The sequence below is a fragment of the Sulfurimonas sp. hsl 1-7 genome (assembly GCF_030577135.1).
Taxonomy (GTDB): Bacteria; Campylobacterota; Campylobacteria; order Campylobacterales; family Sulfurimonadaceae; genus Sulfurimonas; species Sulfurimonas microaerophilus.
In genome coordinates, this window is the sequence record NZ_JAUIRR010000001.1 from 509,021 (window position 1) to 534,656 (window position 25,636).

Here is a 25,636-nt window from a genome sequence, read left to right on the forward strand (position 1 = left end):
TTTTTATGAAAAAAGATATAGCTCTTTATCTTGGTAGCGGCGGGGCACGCGGATATGCACATATAGGCGTAATTCGTGAACTTGAACGCCAAGGCTACAATATAAAGTTTATATCGGGTTCATCTATGGGTGCGCTCATAGGTGGACTTTATGCTTCAGGAAAACTCGATCTATATGAAGAATGGGTTTTAAACCTTGATCCCCTTGATGTTCTTAAACTTGTAGACTTTAGTTTCAAGAAGGGTGGTATCATCGAAGGTGAGAAGGTTTTTAATGTCATAGCAGATATGATAGGTAAGCCCAATATCGAAGAGTTGTCCATCCCTTATGTTGCTATCGCAACAGATATCAAATCAAAACAACCTTACTACTTTACAAAAGGTTCTCTCGTTGAAGCTATACGCGCTTCTGTAGCAATCCCGACACTTTTTACACCTGTTATGAAAGAGGAGATGATCCTTGTTGACGGTGGAGTTTGTAACCCTTTAGGTATAGTAGAACCTAATGACAGTTCTCTTTACACTATTGCTGTAGATCTAAGCGGTGATGAGGGGATAAACCAAGAATTTCAACTGCCAAACGGTGATAAAAACCAATTTGTAAAAAAAATACGTGATTATTTTCAATCGAAAAAAGTTGCAAGTCAAAAAATAAATTCTGTACAAATTATTCAAGATTCAATAGAGACAATGCAAAAAATAATTGCTGATGCACATTTAGAAAAGGTAGAACCCGATTTAACGATCTCTATACCGGGAAATTTATGTGAGTTTTATGAGTTTCATAAAGCAGAAGAGGTGATCCATTACGGAGCACAATCTGCTAAATTCTCGCTTTTATAAAGCTTTCCATTTCAGAAACTATCTCTTCTATAGTTCCTTCGCCTGAAATCACTTTTAGTAAGTCTTTTTCTTTGTAGAAAGTACGAATCTCATCAAGAGGCTCAGTGTATACTTTCATACGGTTGTCAAACACTTCATTGTTGTCATCTTCACCGCGAGCACGTCCTAAAACCCTGTCACGAGCTGTTTCTTCACTTACTTCAACTTCGATCACACTTGTCAATCTTACATCAGGAGTATTTTGCAGGTATGTATCTAACTCCATCATCTGCTCAATACTTCTAGGATATCCGTCAATGATAACAAGATCGTTTTGAGAGTCTTTAATAGCATTTACGATAGTTTCTATAACGATTTTTATAGGAACTATCTCACCTTTAGAGATATATTTGTTTATCTCTTGACCTCTAGGAGTATTACGTGCTACTTCAGCTCTTAACATATCTCCCGTAGAGTAGTGTGATATCTGCTCGTTATTTTTTGCAATAAGTTCAGCATCAGTTGTTTTACCAGAGCCTGGAGCTCCGATAATTAGAAACAGTTTTTTCATTACGCTTTAGCTTGTTCGCGGATTCTGATATGTAAGTCTCTTAATTGATCGTTGTCAACTTGAGACGGAGCTTCAGTTAAGATACAAGAAGCTTTTTGTGTTTTAGGGAATGCAATAACGTCACGAATAGATGATTTTTTAGTAATAAGCATCATAAGTCTGTCAAAACCGATTGCAAAACCACCGTGTGGAGGTGCACCGAATTTTAATGCATCTAGTAAGAAACCGAATTTCTCTCTTGCTTCTTCATCAGAGATACCAAGAAGTTTAAAGATCTCAGCTTGTACTTCCTCTTTATGGATACGGATAGAACCACCACCAAGTTCAACACCGTTAAGTACGATATCGTAAGCGATAGACTCAATCTCTTCAACATCATCTTTATCAGTGTCTTTTGGCATTGTAAATGGGTGGTGAAGTGCTTTAACACGTCCATCTTCAACTTCAAACATAGGGAAGTCTACTACCCATAGGAATTCATACTTATCAGGATCTACAAGATTCATTTTTTCGTGTTCAGCGATGAAAATTCTTAGTCTTCCCATATAGTCCCAAACAACTTTTTTCTCACCGGCACCGAAGAATACTACGTCACCAACTTCCATACCTAATCTGTCGATTAATAGTTGAATATCCTCTTCGCTGAAGAATTTGATAAGCGGACCTTTAAGACCGTCCTCTTTCATTTGGAAGTATCCAAGACCCTGAGCACCGAATTTACGTACGAAATCTTCAAATGATTTCATTTCACGTTTAGAGAATACTAAATCAGCACCAGGAACTTTAAGCGCTTTAATACGGTTTACATGTGGTTTTTTAGCGATGTTTGTAAAGATTTCATTATCACATCTCTCGAAAATATCGATAACGTCAACCATTTCAAGACCATATCTCATATCCGGTTTGTCTGAACCGTATTTCTCCATAGCTTCACTGTGTGGCATACGGTTAAACGGTGCTTTTACTTCGATGTCACACGCTTTGAACATTGCAACGATTAAGTCTTCAGCAACTTTAATAACATCTTCTTGATCACAGAAGCTCATCTCAACGTCTATTTGAGTAAATTCAGGTTGACGATCAGCACGTAAATCTTCATCACGGAAACATTTAGCGATCTGGAAGTATCTGTCAAATCCACCAACCATTAGAAGCTGTTTGAAAAGCTGCGGTGATTGTGGAAGTGCATAAAATTCACCATGGTGTACACGAGACGGTACTAGATAATCTCTTGCACCTTCCGGAGTAGATTTTGTAAGAATCGGTGTTTCAACTTCTAAGAAACCGTTTTCATCTAAGATGTTTCTTGCTGCGATCGCCGCTTTAGAACGAAGACGGAACGCTTCATACATAGATTGATCTCTTAATTCTAAGTAACGATACTTAAGAGTTGTCTCTTCACCAACTTTTTTATCTCCGATCACAAATGGAAGTGGAGCTGACTTGTTTTCAATAATAAGTTCATCAACAACTATCTCTATAGCACCAGTTTTAAGACGTGGGTTTGTTAAACCTTCACCACGAAGACGTACCTTACCTTTAGCTACTAAAACATACTCGTCTCTTACGCTATCAGCAACTTTATGAGCTTCTGCGCTATCCTCTGGATCACATGTAAGCTGGATAAGTCCAGTCTTGTCACGTAAATCTATAAATATAATACCACCGTGGTCACGGTAACTGTTTGCCCAACCAACAACAGTAACCTCTTGACCGACATTTGTTTCGTTTAAATCTGTACAGTAATGAGTTCTCAACATAGAGTCCTATCTAAAAAATATTTTCGCGATTATATCGAAATAGTGTATAATATACAAAATTATTTATAAAAAGAGTCCCCTTGCAAACAAAAATCATAAAAAAAGTTGGTGTAATCTTACGACCGTCTACTCCAGAACTTAAAGATGACTTTTTTAAATTGAAGTCTATTTTTGAGTCACATAACATGGATGTATACATAGAAAGTATAAGTGCCGGTATGATAGATGTAATGGGTATGGATTTTGAGCTATTATGTAAGCAGTGTGACGTTCTCGTTACATTAGGGGGTGATGGAACACTGATCTCTGTTGTAAGACGCAGTTTTGATTACGATATACCGGTTTTCGGTATCCATGCGGGTAATCTTGGATTTTTAGCCGATGTGGGTATGGATGAGCTTGATACTTTCGTAGCAAATCTGGAGAAGGGCAAATTTCGTATAGATGAGCGTGCAGTACTAGAAGCTACTGTCACTAAAAACGGTGAAGATGTAACAATGTATGCATTTAACGATATAGTTTTAACTCGTCCTTCGATCTCAAACATGATCCATATAGAGACATTGGTTGATGGAAACGCTTTTAATACCTATTATGGTGACGGTGTCATCGTCTCAACTCCTACAGGTTCAACGGCATACAATCTTTCAGCGGGCGGACCGGTACTGTTTCCGCTTACTGAAGTGTTTACCCTGACACCTATCTGTCCCCATTCATTGACACAAACACCGGTTGTCCTGCCGGGAAAATTTCAAATAGAGATGAAGTCTACGGATAAACGTGCTTTAATCATTATAGATGGGCAAGATATGCATGAGTTAGAACAAAACGAGAGTATACATATAAAGTTAGCATCACAAACAGCTAAACTGCTTCACAGAGAAGAGTTTAACTATTTTGACGTATTAAAACAAAAACTAGGGTGGGGTGATTAAGCCTTTTTCCCAGTTCCAGGAAGAATTCTAAGCTTTGTAAGTATTGTAGAGGCAATTATAGAAACCAATAAAAGTACAAGTCCGTAATCTTCACCAAACTTTCCTGCAATTTCAGCACCATCTTCCGGATTTGCAAGACCTATAAAAAAACCAATCATAAATAATGAAACAAACCATAATACTATAGACCAACCGAGTCCTACAAAAAAGAGTGTTACCGAATTTGTTTTCGTTGATGAAACATTTTGCGGTGCACCGCAATGGGGACAGAATTCTGCACTTTCATGAATCTCTTTACCGCAACCTCTACAATAAACCATGATTTCATCCTTTTTATCTATCTCTGTGTATTCTAGCATATTTGTATCTTTGAGTAAACTATAAAAATATCTTCTTGTCATTTCATAAAATATAAGAAATTTGAGCCAGTAATAAAAAAAGATATATATTATATGATAGAACGTAAAATTATTACTTATTGCAATAGATAATAAGATGAGATTAATTGCTCCAAATATTTTCCATGAAATATCAAACACCTTTTTAGGATCTTTTACTTCTAAGTTTTTATCTATATAAGAGAGGGAGTATTTTAATGATAAAAACAACATGGATAGTGCTATAGCATCACTTAAAATAGGGATATTTAGAAAATATCTGGTAGTTATATATGATAATAACATACTAAAAAATGGAAAGATTATAACTGTATAAAGTAAGATAGTAAAAACTATACTGCTATTTGATTTTTCTTTTTTCATAGAACTATTCTATACTATTTTCTCTAAAATAACAATTGACAAATCGTTATGTAAAAAGATATACTACGGTCGTTATGTAAAATAATATATATTGAAAATCGGGAGAAAATTAAAATGAAAAAACTATTATTATCGTTTTTGCTTGGTTGTTTAACACTGAGTGCAGATCAGATAAATATTGCAGTTGCAGCAAATGTAAGTTATGCTATTGATGAGTTAAAATCAGAGTTTGCTAAATTACATCCGGATACAAAAGTGATAGTGACACTTGGTAGTAGCGGTAAACTCACGGCACAAATAAAAAACGGCGCACCTTACGGTCTTTTTATGGCTGCAAACATGAAATATCCTCAGTCGCTTTACAATGATAAGATTGCTATTACAAAGCCTGTAGTATATGCACAGGGTGCTTTAGCTTACTTAAGTGATACAAAACAGGATTTTTCTAAAGGCATTGATCTACTTGCAGACAAAAAGATCAAAAAAGTTGCCGTAGCAAATCCTAAAACGGCACCATACGGAAAAGCTGCTATAGAAGCTATGAAAAATGCAAATATATATGATAAGATAGAACAAAAGTTTGTTTTTGCAGAATCGATTTCTCAAACTGTTACATATGCCGTTACAGCTGCAGATATCGGTTTAATCGCAAAATCTTCACTTTTCAGCAGTAAAATGAAGCAGTATAAAAAAGGGGTTAACTGGGTAGCTGTTGATCCTAAACTTTATACACCTATTAAACAAGGAATCGTTTTGTTAAAAGATGGAGCTAAAAACCCGGAATACAAACTATTTTATGACTTTATCTTAAGTAAAAAAGCAAAAGATATTTTCAAATCCTACGGTTACATTGTGGAGTAATAATGCGCTTATCAGACCATGAACTTTGGGAATATATTCGTGAAGACATTCCCTATTTTGATCTAACGACTCATCTGCTTGATCCTGAAGTTCAAAATAAGCAGGCCATTTTAAAGATCAAAACACGAGAAGATATTGTAGTAGCTTGTATAGAAGAGGCTGCACGTATAGGGGAGCTTTTAGGATGCACGGCAACTTATAACATAAACTCTGGAACTTTGATCAAAGAGGGGAGCAGTTTTTTAGAACTTCAAGGGGATGCAAAAACACTTCATCAAGCATGGAGAGTAACACAGATACTTTTAGAATACTCTTGTGGGATGGCTACGGCTGCATATAAGATGGTTCAAGATATTCGAGAAGTAAACGACACTTGTGAAATATTTGTTACACGTAAAAGCTTTCCGTTTGCAAAACGTTTTGTGATGCGCTCATTGGTTTGTGCTGGTGTCTTACCACATAGATTGGGTTTATCTGAGTCTGTTCTTATCTTTGATAATCATAGAGCACTTTACAATACACCTGATGAGTTTGAAGCAGCAATTCCAAAGATCAAAGAGCGTTGTGTAGAGAAAAAACTGGTGATCGAATCAGATTCGCTTGAAGATGCACAAAAAATGCTCTCTTTAGGTGCAGACGTAATTCAGATGGATAAAATTACACCGAAACTCTTACAGCAGCTAGTGGAGCATAAAAACGAACATTATCCTCAGGCAAAAATTATTGCTGCCGGAGGCATTAATAAAAAAAATGCCAAAGAGTACGCTGCTACAGGCATTAATGCCATTGTTACAAGTTCACTTTACTCTGCAGGACTTTGTGACCTCACAAGCGATTTTACAACTTTATAAAGAAATATGACATTTTGTCATATTCTTTTACCATTGTCTAAAAATAAGTTAGAATTTTTCAAAATTAGTAAGAGGGTATTACTGTGATAGAAAGATTTTACTTAAAAGACTACCTTAGTTTTAAAAAGACAGAACTGAATCTCAATCATGGACTTATTGTATTTTCTGGACCGAGCGGTAGCGGAAAATCTATATTAATGGAGTCTATTCTCTCCTCTGTGGGTCTTAGCTCATGTGATGCCAGTATATGTGAAAGCAGTGTAACATGGGATATAGATGAGGAGGAAACAGGACTTGAAAATGATGAAATCAATGTATTTAAACATACAAAAAAAGAGAAATCACGATACTTTATAAATAATCAGGCGATCTCTAAAAAATCTATCAACTCCCTTACAGGTAAATACCTGAAACACTTAAGCCTACGAGATTTTAGTGATTTTGAAAATGAGGGACTTTTATCTATACTCGATCATAAAATAGGCTCTAAAGCTTTAAAATGTAAAGAGGAATATCAAGAAACTTACCGTGAATATATAAGTGTAAAAAAAGAGCTCGAAGTTATTGAAGATGAGGAGAAACGGATTGTTGAGCTTAAAGAGTTTGCACAGTTTGAGATAGACAAAATCGTAAATGTAAACCCTAAAGCAGGCGAAGATGAAGAGCTTTTAGAGATCAAAAAAGAACTCTCTAAAAAAGAGAAAGCACTTGATGTAATTGGAAATGCCAATGAGATCTTTAATTTCGAACATTTAGTTTCTTCGGCACTTGATACTTTAGATGTTGAAAGCTCATTTTTTGATGATGCTATGAATGAGCTTCGATCAGTATTAGAGAGTGCTGAAGAGCGTTTTTCTGCTCTTGATGAAGTGGATGTAGAGGATGTTCTAAACAGGATAGAAGAACTAAGTGAACTTAAACGCAGATACGGTTCTATAGAAGAAGCCTTGGAGTATAAAGAGCAAAAACTGCAAGAGCTGGAAAAATATGAAAATATAGAGGTTCAAAAAGGGGATCTGCAACAACGGTTTGAAAAGCTAGAACAGCAGGTCTATACTCTTGCGGATACATTAAGTAGTTTAAGGGAAAAAGCGCTTAAAAACTTTACAAAAGAGCTAAATAGCTACTTGAAACAGCTTTACCTCAGAGATGCAGAGATCAGCTTAACAAAAGAGAAATTGACACCAAACGGACAAGATATACTGAGTATAAGACTCAACAATACTGAACTTTCAAAAATCAGTACGGGTGAGTTTAATAGACTTCGCTTGGCAGTACTTGCTCTTAAATCTGAAAGTATAGAAAATTTAGGCGGAGTGTTGATGCTTGATGAGATAGATGCAAACCTTAGTGGAGAAGAGTCTATGAGTGTGGCAAAAGTACTCAAAAAATTGACAAAAAACTTCCAAATATTTGTTATTTCTCACCAACCGCAGCTTACATCTATGGGTGATCAGCACTTTTTAGTCTATAAAGATGGTAATATTTCAAAAACAAAAGAGTTAAACTTTGAAGAAAAAGTTGATGAGATAGCTCGTATCATAAGCGGTGATACTATCTCTAACGAAGCAAAAAGTTTTGCTCAAGAATTACTAGAGGCAAATATATGATTATAGATACACATATACATTTAGACAACGAACGCTATGATGAAGATCTCGAAGAGGTTTTAGCACGTGCCAGAGAGGGTGGGGTAAAGAAGTTTATCATCCCTGGTGCAGATCCTGCGACACTTGACAAAGCGATAGAAATAACAAAAAAATATGAAGATGTTTATTTTTCGGTTGGTGTACATCCTTACGATATGGAGAGCTTCAGCGAAGATATTTTTCATAACTATCTAGGTCATGAAAAGTGTGTAGCTGTCGGTGAATGCGGATTGGATTACTTCCGTTTAGAGGGAAGTGATGAGGAGAAAGATCTCATCAAACAAAAGCAAAAAGAGGTGTTCGTAGCCCAGATTCGTCTCGCTCGTGAGTATAAAAAACCTTTAATTGTACACGTTCGTGATGCTTCTAACGATTCAAAAACAATTCTTTTAGAAAACAAAGCCGGAGAAGTTGGTGGAGTGCTACACTGTTTTAATGCCGACGAGCAGCTGCTATCCCTTGCAAAAGAGAACTTCTATTTTGGTATCGGTGGTGTACTTACTTTTAAAAATGCCAAAAAGCTTGTGAATGTTTTACCAAAGATTCCGCAAGAGAAACTTGTGATCGAGACTGACGGTCCATACCTTACTCCAACTCCACATAGAGGTGAGAGAAATGAACCGCTTTATACTAATTTTGTAGCACAAAAGATGGCGGAATTGTTAGAAGTAGATATAAAAAGTATTGAAGAACTTACAACAAATAATGCCCAAAAACTCTTTCATATTTAACAATATGAATAATTTTTAAAAGGCTCTATGGAAATTTTTAACAACTTTTGGATAAAATAAAAAAAATTTAATTACAAAAGTTGTTTATGATCAAATATTTTTTATCTCTTTTAATACCGATATTTTTATCTGCAAATTTAACATATGATGTAAATTATGACAAAGAACTTAATGTTCTTAGCTCATTTGATATAGATGGTTCTTTTCTTTATGATCCGATTATGAATAACATGAAGAACAGAACTCTCGCAAAGGATAAGCACTTCTTTAAAGCGATGGAGAATGCATATCTTTTTATCCCTGCGATTAAAAGTACACTCTCAAAATACAATGTACCTCAAGAGTTTTTATATCTTGCAATGGCGGAGTCAAATTTTAGAACAAAAGCCTACTCAAACAAAAGAGCAGCAGGGTTATGGCAGTTTATGCCTGGTACTGCAAAGCACTTTCAACTTCACATAGATGAATATACGGATGAGAGACGCGATCCGATAAAATCAACTGAAGCGGCAGCAAAATATCTCTCATCTTTACACAAACGTTTCGGTAAGTGGTATCTCGCTGCCATTGCATACAACTGTGGTGGAGGAAGACTTAGCCGTGCTATTAAAGATGCCGGGACAGATGATCTTAATGTACTCCTTGATGAAGAGAAGAAATATATCCCTAAAGAGAGTAGATACTACATTAGAAAGATTGTTGCTTTATCACTTATTGGGAGTGATGAATACTATCTTTTAAAAAGTGAATACGAGTATCTTTTAAACAGAGCAAATGCTTATTCTCTTGCTACTATTAAACTCTCTAGCGGTGAGTCTTTAGAGCGTATTTCTAAACTTTTAGGGCTCCCTTTAGCAGAGTTAAAAAAGCTTAACAGACACCTGAAGTATGACTTTGTTCCCCCTTATGCAAAAGGGTATGATATCTATATTCCGTATATCAAACTTTCGGAATTTAAACAAAAGTATCAATCTGAACCGATTAAAAACATCTATAAAGTTCACAAAGTGACAAAAGGCGACAACCTTTCATACATTGGGAAAAAATACGGTGTATCATATAAGGTTATTAAAGATTTTAACAATCTGAAAACTTCTAGTTTACGTATAAACCAGAAACTGATTATCCCAATACCGAAAAGAAGTTCTAAACAAAAAATAGATACAAAGCACTACTATATAGTGAAAAAGGGTGATTCTTTAGAGTCAATCTCTAAAACACATAAGATTAGTATCCAAAATATACGTTCTCAAAATAATATTAGCGGTTCACTAATCAAAATCGGCGATAGGTTAAAATTGTATGAATAAAAAATATCTTTATCTTTTATTATCTGTGGGTATAGTTTTCGCAGGGTGTAGTACAAGAGGAAAGGGTGCTTACAGAAGTACAAACTTCACTCCGGTACAAAACTACTCGGCAAACAGCAGCAGCTATAGTGCAAACCCTAGTCAAAAAACATATACACACCCAACAATGAGACCCTATGTTGTTAGAGGTATTAAATACTATCCGAGCGTTGTAAGTGTAGGTGACGACTTTATCGGTACTGCAAGCTGGTACGGGCCAAATTTTCACGGTAAACTCACTTCAAACGGTGAAACTTACAATATGTGGGATATGACGGCTGCACATAAAACACTGCCGATGAACACGATTGTAAAAGTAACAAACAGACGTAACGGTAAAGTGACGGTTGTAAGAGTAAACGACAGAGGACCTTTTGTAGATAACAGAATCATAGATCTTTCAAAAGCAGCGGCAAACAAGCTAGATATGATAGGTACAGGAACTGCACCTGTAAAACTTGAAGTTTTAGGCTTTGCCGGTAAGGGTACAAAAAGAACTCCTGCAACGAAAAAAGAGCTCGATTATGAGTTGAAAAACTCTCCAAAAACAATGGATATGGATAATTTCTCGTTACAGATCGGCTCATTTTCAAAGATAGACGGTGCACTCAAAACACAAGAGAAGTTTGATAATACGGACGGTTATCATACACTGATAAAAGATGTAGATACACAAAACGGCAGAATATTCAAAGTAGTACTTAGCGGATTTAAAAGTGAACAAGAAGCAAGGGACTATAAAGCCCTTGGGAAATTTGAACATGCATTTATATTAAGAGAGGATTAGATGATTACAAAAACAAGAACAACAAAAGAGACAGATATTACTATCTCGTTAGAGTTAAACGGTACAGGGAAAAGCAAAATAGATACAGGTGTAGGGTTCTTAGACCATATGCTTGAGAGCTTTTCAAAACACTCTTTAATAGACTTAGAGATAAGATGTAAGGGTGATACTCATATTGACGATCACCACAGTGTAGAAGATGTAGGGATCGTACTTGGTGCACTTATTGCAGAAGCTATTTATCCTGTAAAAAACATGGAGCGTTTTGGAAGTGCGAACATTGTTATGGATGAAGCGTGTGTATCTTGCGACCTTGATCTTAGCAATCGCCCGTTTTTAGTATATGAGCTTGACGTAGTGGGTAAAGTAGGGCACTTTGATACGGAACTTGTTGAAGAGTTTTTTAGAGCGTTTGTACTTAACTCTAGAATCAGTGCACACATCATCGAGCTTCGTGGTAAAAACAAACACCACATTATCGAAGCAGCTTTCAAATCTGTTGCCGTAGCGATTCGTCGTGCAACTGCAACAAATGAGAGAGTCGGTATACCAAGTACAAAAGATGTTCTATGATCAAACTTTTAGTTCTCGATGTTGACGGTTGTTTAACAGACGGTAAGATCATCTACTCTAGCGACGGTGTAGAGAGTAAGAACTTCAATGTAAAAGACGGTCTTGCTATCACATCTTGGATCAGAATGGGTGGCCAAGTTGCAATAATCACGGGGCGTAACTCTACGATCGTTGAAAGAAGAGCAAAAGAGCTTGGAATCCAGCATCTTTTTCAAGGTGTTAAAGATAAAGCTACACTTTTAAAAGAGCTGCTTGAAGAACTTAAACTGCAATCTTTTGAGGTAGCTGCTGTGGGTGATGACTTTAACGATTACGAGATGCTGAACTTTGTAGGCAGAAGTTTTACACCTAACGATGCACCTAAAGACATTCAAGCGCTTGTTGATGTTGTACTCTCTCGCAAAGGCGGAGATGCAGCTGTAAGAGAGATGATAGATATGATCATAGAACAAAATGATCAAAAAGAGCAATTTTTATCTTTATGGATTAAAGGATAAACCATTAATATAAATCTTTTTTTTATCTTAGTCATCACTATATTATTGTCAATCTTTTTTTTCTTTCAACCTCAAAAGATGACTCAAAAAAAATTTGATGATGTACCGTTATTGCACATTAAAGATTTCACAATGTATGAGCTTAACCCGGCCGGTGTGAAGACATTGATGCTTGGAAGTGAAGCTTTTAGATATAATGACAGGTATACCGTAGATAACATCGATCATACCGATAAATCTACAAACCATATATCAAATCTCAGAGCAGATTTCGGTGTATATAAAGATAATAAACTAGATCTAGACGGCAATGTTACTTTAGTACGTGACGACGGTCTGAGTTACAAGACACAAAAGGCATTTTATTATAAAGATAAAGCACTTTTTGTTACAGATACTGATTATGTTCTCTCCCAGGGAAAGAATATACTTCGCGGGAGTTATCTGGATCATAATAATTTAACTGGTAAAATACATTCTAAAAATATAAATGCAACATATCATATAAAAGAGGCAAAATGAGATATATAATTTTCTTTACAATTTTAATACAAACATTTTTAAATGCTGAAGAGTTACAAATCAAGGCAAATAGTTTTTATGCAGATGAAAAAGCCGGACTATCTGTATTTGAAGGTTCTGTAAACATCTTAAAAGGGTACGATGAGCTTAATGCATCTAAAGTGACTGTATATATCGATAAAGAAAAAACACCTACAAAATTTATCGCTGAAGGTGATGTGTCATTCAAAGTAAAAACGAAGGATGATGTAAAGTACGAGGGGATAGCACAAAAGGCTATTTATCTTCCGGGTAAAAAAGAGTATAACTTTTATAAAAATGTCCATTTAAAACAGCTTGGAGATAAAAAAGAGATCCAGGGTGATGAAGTGGTTCTAAACATATCGGACAACAAAGCTTATGCAAAAGGTGCTGAAAAAGAGCCTGTAATTATGATCTTTGAGTTTAAAGAAGAGAAGAAAGAAGAAGAAAAATGATAGAGATTGTCGATGCAAAATTTATAACTTCAGCACCTACGGTAAAAGAAGCGCCACCTTCAGATGAACAAAATGAAGTGGTATTTATGGCAAGAAGTAATGTAGGTAAAAGTTCCCTTTTAAATGCATTAACAAACCACAAAGGTTTAGCGAAAGTATCGTCTACACCGGGTAAAACAAAGCTAATCAACTATTTTGACGTTACGTTTATGGATAGAGATACATCTGAAAAAAGTATTGCAAAGTTTGTCGATCTCCCTGGTTTTGGATATGCAAAAGTTTCTAAGTCTATGAAAAGCGATTGGGAAAAGAATCTTACGGACTATATTTCTCAAAGAGAGAATATCAAGATCTTTATTCATCTTATAGATTCAAGACATCCCCATCTAGACATAGATGTAGATGTAGGTAATTTCCTTATTTCCAATGCTACTGCAGACCAGTACATTATACAGATATTTACAAAGATAGATAAACTCAACCAAAAAGAGCAAAATGCACTCAGACGCGAATTTCCAAATGCATTAATGGTATCTAGTTCAAAAAAACGGGGGATTCACAAAATAGTAGACCTTGTTTATAAAACTTTAAATGAGAACGTAAATGAAGATTGATTTTAGAAAAGCAACACTTGCCGATATCCCTAAAATGAGAGAATTGGTAATGCCTGAAGTGCAAAGCGGTGTTATTCTTGATAGAAGTGAAGATGAGATTGCGACAAATATCCGATCTTACACTTTGGCATTTCATGAAGATGAACTTGTCGGTTTTTGTGCACTGCATATCCATACATCGTATCTAGCAGAGGTACGTTCACTTATCGTAAAAGATGGATACCGCGGACAAAAAATAGGTGAGGAGCTTATTAAAAAGCTTCTTGACGAGGCAAAATCACTCGGTTTACAAAAAGTACTGAGTTTAACGTATAAACAATCATTTTTTGAAAGACTTGGTTTTGTAGAGATTCCAAAAGAGACCCTCCCAGAGCATAAAATCTGGGCTGACTGTATTAAATGTAAACATTTTCCGATATGCAACGAAGTATCACTTATCAAAACTCTCTAACTACATTTTTGTATGTAGTAGCCTATATTCTCTATAGTTCTATAGCTACTATATACCCATTTTTACCACCGATGTTTGCGGTACTTTTTGTACTTTTTTTAAAAGCATTGGAGGAGCAAAACTTTTTAAATTTGGTTCTGGTTTCATTTTGTTTATTAATCTTTGAAGCAAACAACAGCTACATACTTTTTAGCTCTCTTACCTATTTTTATATACTCTATAAACTTGTTATGCCGAAAATTTACACAAGCTTTTCCTGTGCTAACTGTATAAAAGTATCTTACATACTTTTATCGTACATTGGATATTTTTTCTTTTTATCATTTTTGGGGAACATCTTTTTATTTCCTTTACCTGATATAGATTACTATATAATTTACTATATAGTAATCGAGTTTTTTATAGTGAGTATATTATGAAAGTAAAATTTATTATTTTTGTATTTGCTTCTATTTGGTTGATGTTAATTACTCGTGTATTTTTTCTCGCTATTCAGTCAAATAATTATTATAGTGAGCTTTCTCAAAACAATACCATAAAGGTTGAACAGATCGCACCTGTAAGAGGGGAGATCTTAGATCTGCACAATAACCCTGTCGCGATTAATAAACTAGGGTTCAAGATCTCTCTTGCACCCCATCTGCTTTCTAAAAAACAGAAAAAAAACTTTGAAGCGGAGATCGACTTAATAACAGAACTTCTCCCTTCACTTGATCGTAAAAAAATTGAGAAAAACTATAGAAAGAAAGACTCATTTTACAATCATAACTTTATCGAGGTTGTTCCTTTTATCCCTTATGAGGAGATGACACCGGTATACTCTGTTTTAAATTTAAGAAAAAACATCAAAATTACTGCCGCGCCAAAACGTTTTTATCCATATAAAAATATTGCTGCACATATGATCGGTTACGTTGCACGTGCAAATAAAAAAGATATTGAAGAAAATCCTTTGGTAGACCTCATAGGCTATACGGGAAAAACAGGGATAGAGAAGTACTATAACGAGTACCTTCAAGGGACACCGGGAAAAAGAAAGATCAAAGTAAATGCCAACAATCAAGAGATAGAACAACTGAGCTTCACACCTGCAGATGAGAACAGAAAACTAACGCTTAGTCTCGATATGGAACTCCAACAATACATCTCAAAACTCTTTGACGGTAAGGTTGGGACATATGTTGTTATGCATGTAGACGGAGCTATTCTATCAGCAGGAAGTTTCCCTAACTATGATCTCAATATTTTTGTAAACGGAATGTCTCATCAGATGTATGACGACCTTTCATCAAGTTTAGATCACCCCTTTACAAACAAACTTGTTCACGGACTTTATCCACCGGGTTCTACTATTAAACCTGCGCTTGGACTTTTATATATTACAAATGATCTCAATGAGCGCTGGAGCGTTGACTGTAAATCAAAACTTCCACTGGGAGGACGTATATTTAGATGTTGGAAACATCAAGGGCATGGACATACGGAGATTGTCAAAGCGATACGCGAGAGTTGTGATGATTACTTTTACAAAGGGAGTTTAGTCCTTGGTAATCAAAAAATGAGTGCAGGACTCAAACGTTACAATTTAGGGGCAAAGACAGGTGTTGATCTCCCTAATGAGTTTATCGGTGTAGTCCCTTCTCGTGAATGGAAATACAATAAATATAAAAGAATTTGGAATGTAGGTGAAACATTAAATATGTCTATCGGACAGGGTGATTTTCTAACTACACCTATGCAAATAGCACAAGTTACGGCATTGATGGCTACTGGAAAACTGCCAAAGCCACACTTTGCAAAATTTATCGGTGATCAAGAGATCAAAGCTGAGTATCAAGAGGTGCTTACTCAAAAAGAGTTGGCTAAACTTCCTGTTATCCGTAAAGCGATGTATCAAGTGTGTAACAATCCTCACGGTACTGCTACACAGTATCTTCATTCAAAGGTAACTCTAGCAGGTAAAACAGGTACTGCACAGGTTATCGGGATCAAACAGGACATTAAAAAGCGTAAATTAGAGCATGAGATGTCATACTACAACCGTTCTCACGCATGGTTTACAACTTACGGCCCTTATAAAAAACCTCAATACGTTGTTATGGTTATGATTGAACACGGTGGACACGGTGGATATGCAGCGGGAAGTATTACATCGAAGATATACAACAAGCTCTTAGAGCTTGGGTATATTAAAAAATAGTTTTTATACTATGTAGTGTTGCAGCAGAAGTGCTAAGACAGTAAGTAGAAAAATTCCACCCGCTTTATTATAAAGTTTATTTGCAATTATAAATAATAATACAAGAGAAGCTGCTGTTAAAACAATAAGATCAAAAGAAGTTTTTTCAATATCGATCACTAGCGGATTTACCAGTGCAGCAGTTCCTAAAACCATAGAGAAATTTGCAACGTTTGAGCCGATAATATTACCGATACTCATCTCTGCATTACCTTTTTTCACAGCAACTATAGAAACCATTAATTCAGGTAAAGATGTTCCTAGAGAGATTAAAAACAGACCGATAATCCATTCACTTACATCTAAAGCTCTTGCGATATTTGTTCCGCTCTCTACAACAAAATGAGCACCACCTATAGTTAATGTAAAACCTACAACTAAAAGAACAATAGATTTAAACCATCCAAACTTCTCTTTCTCTAAATCTTCATCGATCTCACCTTCAAGATCCTCTTTAGAAGTTTTAAATAAAAAGAATAGATACGAAACCATCATCAGTACAAATAAAATACCGTCAAAACGACCGACTACACCGTCTTGAACCATAACTATAAAGATTATAACCGGGATAATAACCCATGCACTGTCAATTGCGAAAAGATCACGTTTTGGTTTCATAGCCTTGGCAATTAAAAAAACAATACCTAAAACCAATGTAATATTAAAGGTAACGCTACCGACAACATTTGCGACTGCCATATCGATTTTACCGTAATATGAAGCCATTACAGAAGCTGCCATTTCCGGTAAAGATGTTCCAAAAGCCACTAATGTAGCACCGATCACGAAGTGTGAAATCTTATAGTGTAATGCTATTCTTTCCGATTCTTTGATAATAAAATCGGCACCGTATATTAAAGCTGCCATTGCAACTAAAAAAACTATATAATCCATTGTTATCCTTCTGTTCTAACTATTAAACTTGCGGGGAGTGAAAACTTTTTAATGAGCTTCTCTTCCATCTCTCTCATCTCTCCGTTATCCACTTCATGATCGTAACCTAGGATATGTAATAATCCATGGATAAATAAAAGTGTAAATTCATCTTGTATGCTATGGCCAAGTTCATTTGATTTTTCTTCTACAAAATTTTTGGAGATCACTATACTGCCAAGAGGGGAGAAAGGCATATCTTCGTAGGGGAAACTAAGTACATCAGTGGGATAATCTTTATCTCTGTACTGTTTGTTGATTGTTTGGATATCGTCATTATCGGTAATGATAAGCTCTATCTCTTTTTCTGTGAGAGATTTTAAGATAGTTTCTAACTTTGAGAAATCTATCTCTAAATCTGTTTTATTTTCTATATCTATCATAAACGCAATTATAGCAAATTACGCTTTGATATCTAGATTTTTTCCTATACCTGCAAGTGCAGATGATGAAGTTTGTTTTGTTTGTTGCGAAGAACTCTCTAAAACACCTAAAATACTTTTAGCAGCAGCATCTTGTGACTTTTTCATCACATCTACTTGAATAGAACCCATAGTAGAACCAGAACTGATTGTTGACATAAAAGCTCTCCTTATTTTATATATAACGTAGTATAACATTAGATAAATTTAAAAAAAATTAAAATATATGTTAAGATTGCATCATGAAAGAAACTATAAAAAAAGCAGTATGTATTATGAGCGGAGGGATGGATTCAACCCTTGCCGCTTATATGATGAAAAAAGAGGGCTATGAGATCGTAGGGGTTCATTTCAACTACGATCAAAGAACACAGGCAAAAGAGTTAGAGTGTTTTGAAGCAATCGCTAAAGAGCTTGATGTACAGGAAAAGTATGTACTTGATCTTGATTTCTTTGCAAAATTAGGAGCTTCTGCGCTTACAGATAAAAATATAGATGTACCCACTTCAGGAATAGAAGAGGGTGTACCTGTAACTTACGTTCCGTTTAGAAACGGTATTTTTCTCTCAATGGCAGCAGCAATTGCGGAAAAAGAGGGTGCGAGTGTAATAGCTATCGGTGTAGTGGAAGAGGACAGCAGCGGATATCCTGATTGTCGTGAGAACTATATCGAAGCGATGCAAAAGGCCATTAATCTTGGAACAAAAGATGAGACAAACATAGAGATCAAAATGCCTCTGGTACATCTTAAAAAATCTGAAATAGTTCAAGAAGCGGTAAATCTCGGTGTAGCGTTAGAGCTTACTTGGAGCTGTTATAAAAATGAAGATGCAGCATGTGGCGTATGTGACAGTTGTAGATTACGACTAAACGGATTTCTTAAAGCCGGAGTAACAGATCCCATAAAATATGCATAATACTAAACAATATGAGATAGAATTAATAATCAATCCGAAACTAAAACATAGCTATATATCTATCTCAAAAGATAAGAAGGTTATTGTAAAAACACCTTCTCGATCGCAAAAATATGTTGCAAATATTTTAGAAGAGAAAGCCTCCTGGATCGCAAAAAAACTACAACAAGTAGAATCTATAAAGCTTTTAGATGAAGCACCTTTACATAGTTTAGAGTTTTTACAAAGTAGGGTGGAGCACTATAGTGCTTTAATGGGTCTGCAATACTCACAGCTTAAATTTAGAAAGATGAAAAGAAGATGGGGAAGTTGTAGTTCTCAAAGGGTTATAACACTTAACAAAGAGCTTTTAAAGCTTGAACAAAGGCTTGTAGACTATGTAGTTGTACATGAGCTGGCTCATTTAACACATATGAACCACTCAAAGGCGTTTCATGCTTTAGTTGAAAAGCATTTGCCCTCTTCACAAACTCTTAGACGAGAACTGCAAACAATCCGTATAGGATAAACTATTTTAAAATCTCGAAATCGTATTTGCTTGAAGGGGACCAAAGCATCCAGCCGTTTGTGTGAGTCTCATCAGCAGCTTTGATCTGCGCTTGAATCTCCTCTTTTTGATAATAAACTTTTGAATGAGTATAATCTTTAAAGTATTGTAACCAAGGTCTAACTCTCTTAGGCGATATCTTGTACTCTATGTGCTTGATACTTCTGTATATTACTATATACGGGTGTTTTGCAGGATATTTTTTTCCAAATGATCCACTTGCAAAGCCTGATGGATAAAGCATTGGAGCAATATAATCAGCGTGTTTTGCTAAAGAATCTATCGTTTGACCTATCCCGTTATCATCTTTACTCCAACATACGTTACCGTAGATATCTACCGAAATAAAAACACCATACTTTCGAAGTCTCTCTTGTGCCAGATCGAGAAAGTTCCCTATCGCTTTAATGCGGTTTTCTTGAGTATTTTTTTGAGATAAACAAAGTCCCGCTTTAGCCGGAAAACGTACATAGTCAAAATTGATCTCGTCAAATCCTACCTTTGCAGCTTCCTCAGCCATCCTTATAGCATACTCATGACTTCGTTTATCGTATGGATCAACCCATGCCATCTCATCATGGTTTCTCCAGATAGTTTTATTTGCATCATTTTTTTTGATCGCATACTCGTAGTTGTTTGAAGCTTGGAGTTCATCTTTAAAAGTTACAACTCTTGCTATCGTATAGATATTTTTCTCTTTCAATAGCTTCATAAACTTTTCAATATCACGGTTTGTTCTTTTAAGATGTGCACCGTAGCTGTTTGCCTGCTTGAACTTTGTCCAAAAGAGGGTAGAGCCGTATTCGTTCTTTACATCTACAACTACGGCATTTACATCTGTTTTTTCTATAAGCTCTAACGCTTTTTTAAATCTTGGCGAATTGTTAGAAGCACCCCAGAATGTTAGATACAAAGCCTTTACACGTATAGACTTGAGAGAAACAATCGAATTGTTTGTATCTTGAGATAATGCTGCGGGTCTATACCCGTATGCTTTTATATGGAGCACTTTTTCATCTGTATCGATCGAAAAAGTTCCATTACTGTCACTCCTTACAGAGTGTTTTGAATCACTGACAATAGCATCAATAACAGGATTGGAACTATTTTGATCAATTAATGTCCCATCCCAACCATGCAGCGCTGCCGCTGCTGCAAAAAATAAAAAAAATCGTTTCATGTACTACTTATCTTTGATTTAAAAAATATCCTAAACTTACATCGCTCCACGCTTTAGAAAGGTTTAGGTAGTTATCTATAGAGCTATAAACTCTTGCAAAATCTTTATTTGCTCCACTTTGTTCTGCAAGTACCTCTTTAAGGGCTTTTTTACCGGCATCCATAACATCTTGCGGAAACTGAGAAAGTTTTACATCTAACTCTTTTAACTGCTGTAATGCTTTTATATTCTCAGCATGAAACTCATGCGTCATATTTGAGTTGAGTTCAGTAGAAGCTACTTCGATCATAGATTTGTGTTCAGATGCAAGCTTTTCCCATGACTGTTTGTTAAATGTAAGCTCCAAAACTGAACCCGGCTCATGCCATCCAGAATAATAATACGGAGCAACTTTATAAAATCCCATCTTAATATCTAACGCAGGGCCTACCCATTCGGTCGCATCGATCACGCCACGCTCTAAAGATGTATAGATCTCACCCGCAGGTAATAAAACAGGATTTACCCCAAGCTTGGCAAACACTTCACCACCAAGACCCGGTATACGCATCTTTAGACCTTTCATGTCTTCTAAAGACTCGATCGGCTTTCTGTACCATCCACCCATCTGGATGTTTGTATTACCCCCTAAAAAAGGGTAAAGATTGTACTTTGCATAATACTCACGCCAAAGTTCAAGTCCGCCGCCGTAAGTCATCCAAGAGTTTACCTCTTCAGCCGTAAAACCAAAAGGGATTCCGCTAAAAAGAGAAAAAGCTGAGTTTTTTCCTTTCCAATAATACGGTCCTGAATGAAAAGCATCGATCTGTCCGCTAGAGCACGCATCAAATACGGCCAGGGCAGGGATCAGTGTGTTTTTCGGATACAGTTTAATCTCTAAACTTCCCCCACTGATCTCTTTTATTCTTTGAACAAAGTGCTCAACACCCGTACCCATGATCGGAAAATGCGCAGGCCAAGATGTAGCTAACTTTAAAACGGTTTTTTTGGCTCTGTTGATATGAACAGATTTATCACCGATGCTTTTTTGAGGGTGTTTAGAGTAGTCTATTGCCTGACGATTACTCTCGTTACAACCGTTTAAAGCGAGTGCACCCGATGTTACTGCCGCTGTTGTTAAAAAATCTCTTCTATTCATCTCTCTATCCTAATTATGCAAAATCAAAAAGCGTAGTTTGCGGACTCAAATTGATTGGTTGCGATAATATCGACTTATCGGTTCCAATGATCAATGCAAAATGAAAACTATGCTCTTTTAAGATATTTCGTATCTCGTTTTTATTTTTATATGTCACTATGTTGTAAGTGTCTCTAAAAGCTTCATCTAAAGTATTAAACTTGATTTGTGGCAAGATATAGAGTACTCGCGCCCAATATGCCTGTTTATGGAGATACTCGATCTCGCTTTTTACAAAACTCTCGCTTGTTTCAAAGATCAGAACCTTATCACTTGTACCAAATTCTTTAATTTCAAAGTTTTTATTGGTAAATACTGCTTCAAAGTGATCGATAGGTGTAAATTTTCGTAGTCGAAAGTTGATCTTCAAACTTTTAAAAAGATGTAGTAACTGCTCCAAATAAGGGAGAAAGAACGGTGATATCAACTGTCTTTCATAAAAAATATCATCATAGATAAAAGAGCTTTCAAACAGTGTCTGCTCAACAATATTGATATGCTCTACAACATTCGTCGGAAGAGGCTTGATCTTTGTAAAAATATCTGCCGATGTAATTTGCGGGCAAAAAAGTACGACACCGCCGTCTTCTATGTTGTCTAGTGATTGAAATATGGACTTAATATCTCCATCAAGTGCTAAAAACTTTGTTTCGGTAACAACTTGCAGTGCTAACTTTAAGATAATCTCGTTTGATTCATAAACAATAATATTTTTATCGATTAGTTTAAAACGTAGGAGTCGTTTTAACGATTCATCTAAATCTTTAACTTTGATCCAAGCGATCTCAGTATCACTGATTTGTGTAGGCTTGTTAAAGATAATCCCGTAAGCACCGTTAAAAATAGCTTCATCTATAGAGTTTTCATCATATGCAATAAAAAGATCGCCTCTCTTTACATGCTTTGCATCAAAAACTATATGATTAAATTCACTTACAAAAGGGGAGTTTATAAGCTCTCCGTGTGTAAGTGCTAAGATATTTTCAAGTCTCATCCAATAGGTGTACCTGCTTTTTTAGATTTTTCCGGTCTTACTAAACATAATCCGTCTTCATCTTTTGCAGCAAGAAGCATTCCCTCACTCATCATACCCATAAGTTTTGCAGGTTTTAGGTTTGCTACTACACAAACTTGAGTATTTACCAGATCTTCTGGAGAGTAGAACTCTTTGATACCGGCAACTACTTGACGGTTTCTCCCTTCACCGAGATCTACTTGAAGTTTTAAAAGTTTTTTACTTTTTGGAACCTCTTCAGCCTCTACAACAGTACCCACTTTGAGTTTTGTTTCAAAGAATTGACCAATTTCGATCAGGTTGTCTGTTTCCTCTTCTGCTTTAGATTCCTCTTTTTTAGCCTCTTTTGGAGGATTTGGTTCAGCTTTAGGAGCTTCCGGCATTAAAGGCTCTTCAATACGTGGGAAAAGTGGTGGAACTTTTTTGATATTAAATACTTTTAACAGTTTTTTATCGATAATTAGCTCATTATAGCTTTCGTTATTGATCGTAAAATCAAGTGCATCTGCAATCGTAGCAGTCGTTTTCGGCATAATAGGGTGAAGCATAACCGCTGCTTTTGCTAATACATTTGCCACAAGTGCAACAGTTGCAAGGGCCTGATCTTTTTGATCATTTTTCATTTTTACCCACGGCTCATGCTCTGCAATTGCACCGTTTCCGATCGAAAAGAGTCTCCATAACTCTTCAAGGTATCTGTGCGGTTGTAGATTTTCCATAAAAGTATCTAATGAATCGATAATCTCATTCATTTGAGCAAGCTCTTTAGCATGGTATTTTTCAACATCTACACTGTCGATCTCAAAGTCGCTGTATTTTCCACTCATACCTATAATACGGTTTAAAAGGTTCCCAAGATCGTTGCTAAGCTCTGAATTGATACGATCGATGAAAGCTCTTTGAGAGTAATCCCCGTCTTGTCCGAAAGGTACTTCACGAAGCATGAAATATCTTAGGTTCTCAGCTCCATAAACGTCTGCTACCTCTTTAGGTGAAACAACATTTCCTTTAGATTTACTCATCTTCTCACCGTCACGTGTCCACCAACCGTGTGCACCGATGTGTTTTGGAAGAGGGAGATCTAAACTCATTAAGAATGCCGGCCAGTAAATAGCATGGAAACGTAAGATGTCTTTTCCTACAAGTTGGATGTCTGCAGGCCAGAAATCTTCCATTTTAGCATCACCGTTACCGTATCCAAGAGCCGTAACGTAGTTGAGTAAGGCATCTAACCATACATACATAACGTGTTTATCGTCATTTAACTCTTCTGGCATCTGAACACCCCAAGTAAACGACGTACGTGTAACAGAAAGGTCTCTAAGTCCGCTTTTTACAAAGTTAATAACTTCGTTTGCACGTGATTTTGGCATAATGAAGTCAGGATTTTCTTCATAATGTTTTAAAAGTGCATCTTCATATTTTGATAGTTTAAAGAAGTAACTTTCCTCTTTAACGATGTTTGTACTTCTACCGCAATCCGGGCAGAACTCTCCGTCGATCAGTTGAGTTTCAGGGAAGAAAGCTTCACAACTTACACAGTAGTGACCCTCATATTCCCCTTTATATACATCACCTTTTTCATACATCTTCATAAATGCGTGCTGTACACCTTTTTTATGGTCAGCATCAGTTGTACGGATAAACTTGTCATAACTGATCTCAAACTCATCCCAAAGGTTTTTAAACGTAGCACTAATCTCGTCTGCAAACTGTTGTGTCGGCTTATTGTTTTTCTGTGCAGATTCTTCTATTTTTTGACCGTGTTCATCAGTACCTGTTAAGAAGAAAGTTTTCTCATTTTTCAGTCTGTAGTATCTTGCTAATGAATCAGCTATAAAAGTTGTATATGCGTGCCCGATGTGAGCCTCTCCATTTACGTAGTAGATCGGTGTTGTTATATATTTACTCAATTTGTTATCCTGTTAAAATTATTGTTGATATTTTATCAAATTTGTCTTAAAACTCAAATCCGCCCGTATCACCTTTACTCATAGAGTTGTATACAGCATTTACATATTCTTTTCTAAGTTCACACCCTATATAGTGCTCACATTTGCTGCAACTCTCGGTATTGTGATCGTTTTGGCAGTTTTGCAGTTTTATGATCATCTCATCAAGATAGATCTCAAATCTATCTTTTTCTTGATTATCCATTTTGAGAATAAACCTCTTTAACTCTTGCTATCTCATACTTTGAACCAAAGAAACATGGAGATGTATCGTGTAGGTGTCTATAACCTAACTCTAAAAGTCTGCCTTTTCCATCGATCGCTTCACCGCCTGCTTTTTCATACACAAAAGCAAAAGGGAATACTTCAAATAAACGGCGAAGTTTACCTTCGGGTTTATCGCTAGTTCCCGGGTAGCTGAATAGTCCGCCACCTTTAAGCAGGATCTGGTGAAGGTCTGGAACCATTCCACCTGAGTAACGAAGACGGTAACCCTCTTGAAAGAAAGAATCTACCATCTCTTTATGGTACGGTTCCCAGTTTTGCTGTGTACCGCCCGGAGCGTTAAGTTTCCCTTTTTCTGTAAGTCTGATCTCTTTAACATATTCAAAATCACCAGCTTGAAGAAGGTAAAGTTTTACTTTGTTTTGTGCAAATACCATCTCAACTCTAGGACCGTATACTACATAACAAGATGCAACCATGTTCTCAGCACCGAAACCGCCTTCGTAGATACCGAAAATTGAACCAACACTCAAGTTTACATCTACTAAAGATGAACCGTCAAGCGGATCGTAAGAGATGAAATATTTCCCGTTTGCATGTAACTCTTCAGCGTGTTCTTTCTCTTCAGAAGAGATTGTATGTACTGCAGCTACTTTTGAAAATTCCTCTTCAATGATCATGTCACATTGAATATCCAGCTGTAATTGAGTTTCTCCTGAAGAGTTCTCTTGTTGTGAGTACCCGATATCTTTAATATCTATAGCGTTCTTAATTCTTTTTGCACTTCTTTGTATCGCATCAAATACTTGATTCATCTTTT

General features: G+C 36.1%; 28 protein-coding genes and 1 pseudogene. 17 read left to right on the forward strand and 12 right to left on the reverse strand.

Annotated elements, in window-relative coordinates; genetic code table 11:
• Positions 1 to 5: 5 nt before the first annotated feature.
• The gene (locus tag QWY88_RS02465) at positions 6 to 842 is read left to right on the forward strand and encodes a patatin-like phospholipase family protein (RefSeq protein ID WP_304543705.1); all 837 of its coding nucleotides are present in this window, start codon (positions 6 to 8) and stop codon (positions 840 to 842) included.
• Here QWY88_RS02465 and QWY88_RS02470 read toward each other — a convergent pair.
• Together QWY88_RS02470 and aspS are read right to left on the reverse strand one after the other, a co-directional pair.
• The gene (locus tag QWY88_RS02470; RefSeq protein ID WP_304543707.1) at positions 823 to 1,392 is read right to left on the reverse strand and encodes an adenylate kinase; all 570 of its coding nucleotides are present in this window, start codon (positions 1,390 to 1,392) and stop codon (positions 823 to 825) included. The genes QWY88_RS02465 and QWY88_RS02470 overlap by 20 nt on opposite strands.
• Positions 1,392 to 3,149: an aspartate--tRNA ligase gene (aspS, locus tag QWY88_RS02475; RefSeq protein WP_304544155.1), complete on the reverse strand. Its 1,758-nt coding sequence runs from the start codon at positions 3,147 to 3,149 to the stop codon at positions 1,392 to 1,394. Before aspS ends, QWY88_RS02470 begins: the two co-directional genes overlap by 1 nt.
• An 83-nt stretch (positions 3,150 to 3,232) precedes the next feature.
• Here aspS and QWY88_RS02480 point away from each other — a divergent pair, with 83 nt between their 5' ends.
• Positions 3,233 to 4,087, forward strand: coding sequence for an NAD(+)/NADH kinase (locus QWY88_RS02480; protein ID WP_304543709.1), 855 nt, complete (start codon positions 3,233 to 3,235; stop codon positions 4,085 to 4,087).
• On the opposite strand, the gene QWY88_RS02485 is transcribed toward QWY88_RS02480, so the two are convergent.
• On the reverse strand, positions 4,084 to 4,848 hold the full coding sequence (locus QWY88_RS02485; protein ID WP_304543711.1) for a zinc ribbon domain-containing protein: 765 nt from the start codon (positions 4,846 to 4,848) through the stop codon (positions 4,084 to 4,086). The genes QWY88_RS02480 and QWY88_RS02485 overlap by 4 nt on opposite strands.
• A gap of 114 nt (positions 4,849 to 4,962) precedes the next feature.
• Here QWY88_RS02485 and modA point away from each other — a divergent pair, with 114 nt between their 5' ends.
• The 13 genes from modA (at position 4,963) to mrdA (ending at position 16,409) form a co-directional block, all read left to right on the forward strand.
• Positions 4,963 to 5,709, forward strand: coding sequence for a molybdate ABC transporter substrate-binding protein (gene modA, locus QWY88_RS02490; RefSeq protein ID WP_304543713.1), 747 nt, complete (start codon positions 4,963 to 4,965; stop codon positions 5,707 to 5,709).
• A 2-nt stretch (positions 5,710 to 5,711) separates the two neighbouring features.
• Positions 5,712 to 6,560, forward strand: coding sequence for a ModD protein (modD, locus tag QWY88_RS02495; protein WP_304543715.1), 849 nt, complete (start codon positions 5,712 to 5,714; stop codon positions 6,558 to 6,560).
• 83 nt (positions 6,561 to 6,643) lie between these two features.
• Entirely contained in the window at positions 6,644 to 8,170 is a 1,527-nt protein-coding gene (locus QWY88_RS02500) for an AAA family ATPase (RefSeq protein WP_304543718.1), read from the forward strand.
• A complete protein-coding gene (locus QWY88_RS02505) occupies positions 8,167 to 8,940 on the forward strand; it encodes a TatD family hydrolase (RefSeq protein ID WP_304543720.1) in 774 nt (257 codons plus the stop codon). The genes QWY88_RS02500 and QWY88_RS02505 overlap by 4 nt, the downstream gene beginning before the upstream one ends.
• A gap of 86 nt (positions 8,941 to 9,026) precedes the next feature.
• Positions 9,027 to 10,250 (forward strand): lytic transglycosylase domain-containing protein, encoded by a 1,224-nt coding sequence (locus tag QWY88_RS02510; protein WP_304543722.1) that lies wholly within the window; start codon positions 9,027 to 9,029, stop codon positions 10,248 to 10,250.
• The gene (locus QWY88_RS02515; RefSeq protein ID WP_304543724.1) at positions 10,243 to 11,076 is read left to right on the forward strand and encodes a septal ring lytic transglycosylase RlpA family protein; all 834 of its coding nucleotides are present in this window, start codon (positions 10,243 to 10,245) and stop codon (positions 11,074 to 11,076) included. Before QWY88_RS02510 ends, QWY88_RS02515 begins: the two co-directional genes overlap by 8 nt.
• Positions 11,077 to 11,649 (forward strand): imidazoleglycerol-phosphate dehydratase HisB, encoded by a 573-nt coding sequence (gene hisB / locus QWY88_RS02520; RefSeq protein ID WP_304543726.1) that lies wholly within the window; start codon positions 11,077 to 11,079, stop codon positions 11,647 to 11,649.
• Complete coding sequence (locus QWY88_RS02525) at positions 11,646 to 12,146, forward strand: KdsC family phosphatase (protein WP_304543728.1); 501 nt, start codon at positions 11,646 to 11,648, stop codon at positions 12,144 to 12,146. The genes hisB and QWY88_RS02525 overlap by 4 nt, the downstream gene beginning before the upstream one ends.
• Positions 12,147 to 12,170: 24 nt before the next feature.
• A complete protein-coding gene (gene lptC, locus QWY88_RS02530; RefSeq protein WP_304544157.1) occupies positions 12,171 to 12,668 on the forward strand; it encodes an LPS export ABC transporter periplasmic protein LptC in 498 nt (165 codons plus the stop codon).
• Positions 12,665 to 13,144, forward strand: coding sequence for a lipopolysaccharide transport periplasmic protein LptA (gene lptA, locus QWY88_RS02535; protein WP_304543730.1), 480 nt, complete (start codon positions 12,665 to 12,667; stop codon positions 13,142 to 13,144). The genes lptC and lptA overlap by 4 nt, the downstream gene beginning before the upstream one ends.
• A complete protein-coding gene (yihA, locus tag QWY88_RS02540) occupies positions 13,141 to 13,758 on the forward strand; it encodes a ribosome biogenesis GTP-binding protein YihA/YsxC (RefSeq protein WP_304543732.1) in 618 nt (205 codons plus the stop codon). The genes lptA and yihA overlap by 4 nt, the downstream gene beginning before the upstream one ends.
• Complete coding sequence (locus QWY88_RS02545) at positions 13,748 to 14,209, forward strand: N-acetyltransferase (RefSeq protein WP_304543734.1); 462 nt, start codon at positions 13,748 to 13,750, stop codon at positions 14,207 to 14,209. Before yihA ends, QWY88_RS02545 begins: the two co-directional genes overlap by 11 nt.
• Before the next feature lie 415 nt (positions 14,210 to 14,624).
• Positions 14,625 to 16,409 carry a penicillin-binding protein 2 gene (gene mrdA / locus QWY88_RS02550; RefSeq protein ID WP_304543736.1) on the forward strand — a complete coding sequence of 595 codons (1,785 nt, stop codon included), beginning with the start codon at positions 14,625 to 14,627 and terminating at the stop codon, positions 16,407 to 16,409.
• A 3-nt stretch (positions 16,410 to 16,412) separates the two neighbouring features.
• Here the strand turns inward: mrdA and QWY88_RS02555 are convergent, their stop codons facing one another.
• From QWY88_RS02555 to QWY88_RS02565, 3 genes are read right to left on the reverse strand one after another with little or no spacing between them, the layout of a single operon-like run.
• On the reverse strand, positions 16,413 to 17,342 hold the full coding sequence (locus QWY88_RS02555; protein WP_304543738.1) for a calcium/sodium antiporter: 930 nt from the start codon (positions 17,340 to 17,342) through the stop codon (positions 16,413 to 16,415).
• A 2-nt stretch (positions 17,343 to 17,344) separates the two neighbouring features.
• Complete coding sequence (gene ybeY / locus QWY88_RS02560) at positions 17,345 to 17,764, reverse strand: rRNA maturation RNase YbeY (RefSeq protein WP_304543740.1); 420 nt, start codon at positions 17,762 to 17,764, stop codon at positions 17,345 to 17,347.
• Positions 17,765 to 17,782: 18 nt separating this feature from the next.
• Complete coding sequence (locus tag QWY88_RS02565; RefSeq protein ID WP_304543742.1) at positions 17,783 to 17,962, reverse strand: hypothetical protein; 180 nt, start codon at positions 17,960 to 17,962, stop codon at positions 17,783 to 17,785.
• A gap of 83 nt (positions 17,963 to 18,045) precedes the next feature.
• Between QWY88_RS02565 and queC the strand changes: the two genes are divergently transcribed.
• Both queC and QWY88_RS02575 read left to right on the forward strand, forming a co-directional pair.
• Positions 18,046 to 18,720 carry a 7-cyano-7-deazaguanine synthase QueC gene (gene queC / locus QWY88_RS02570; protein WP_304543745.1) on the forward strand — a complete coding sequence of 225 codons (675 nt, stop codon included), beginning with the start codon at positions 18,046 to 18,048 and terminating at the stop codon, positions 18,718 to 18,720.
• Entirely contained in the window at positions 18,713 to 19,228 is a 516-nt protein-coding gene (locus tag QWY88_RS02575; protein ID WP_304543747.1) for a M48 family metallopeptidase, read from the forward strand. Before queC ends, QWY88_RS02575 begins: the two co-directional genes overlap by 8 nt.
• 1 nt (position 19,229) lies before the next feature.
• On the opposite strand, the gene QWY88_RS02580 is transcribed toward QWY88_RS02575, so the two are convergent.
• The 6 genes and pseudogenes from QWY88_RS02580 to QWY88_RS02605 all read right to left on the reverse strand — a co-directional run.
• A complete protein-coding gene (locus tag QWY88_RS02580) occupies positions 19,230 to 20,447 on the reverse strand; it encodes a putative glycoside hydrolase (protein WP_304543749.1) in 1,218 nt (405 codons plus the stop codon).
• Positions 20,448 to 20,454: 7 nt separating this feature from the next.
• Positions 20,455 to 21,585, reverse strand: a complete 1,131-nt coding sequence (locus QWY88_RS02585; protein WP_304543751.1) for a TRAP transporter substrate-binding protein — start codon at positions 21,583 to 21,585, stop codon at positions 20,455 to 20,457.
• Positions 21,586 to 21,598: 13 nt separating this feature from the next.
• Positions 21,599 to 22,618, reverse strand: a complete 1,020-nt coding sequence (locus tag QWY88_RS02590; RefSeq protein ID WP_304543753.1) for a hypothetical protein — start codon at positions 22,616 to 22,618, stop codon at positions 21,599 to 21,601.
• Complete coding sequence (gene metG, locus QWY88_RS02595; protein ID WP_304543755.1) at positions 22,615 to 24,552, reverse strand: methionine--tRNA ligase; 1,938 nt, start codon at positions 24,550 to 24,552, stop codon at positions 22,615 to 22,617. The genes QWY88_RS02590 and metG overlap by 4 nt, the downstream gene beginning before the upstream one ends.
• Positions 24,553 to 24,598: 46 nt before the next feature.
• Positions 24,599 to 24,796, reverse strand: a complete 198-nt coding sequence (locus QWY88_RS02600) for a hypothetical protein (RefSeq protein ID WP_304543757.1) — start codon at positions 24,794 to 24,796, stop codon at positions 24,599 to 24,601.
• Positions 24,789 to 25,634, reverse strand: a pseudogene (locus QWY88_RS02605) (class 1 fructose-bisphosphatase); the annotation flags it as partial. The pseudogene QWY88_RS02605 and the gene QWY88_RS02600, both read right to left, overlap by 8 nt.
• Positions 25,635 to 25,636: the final 2 nt, after the last annotated feature.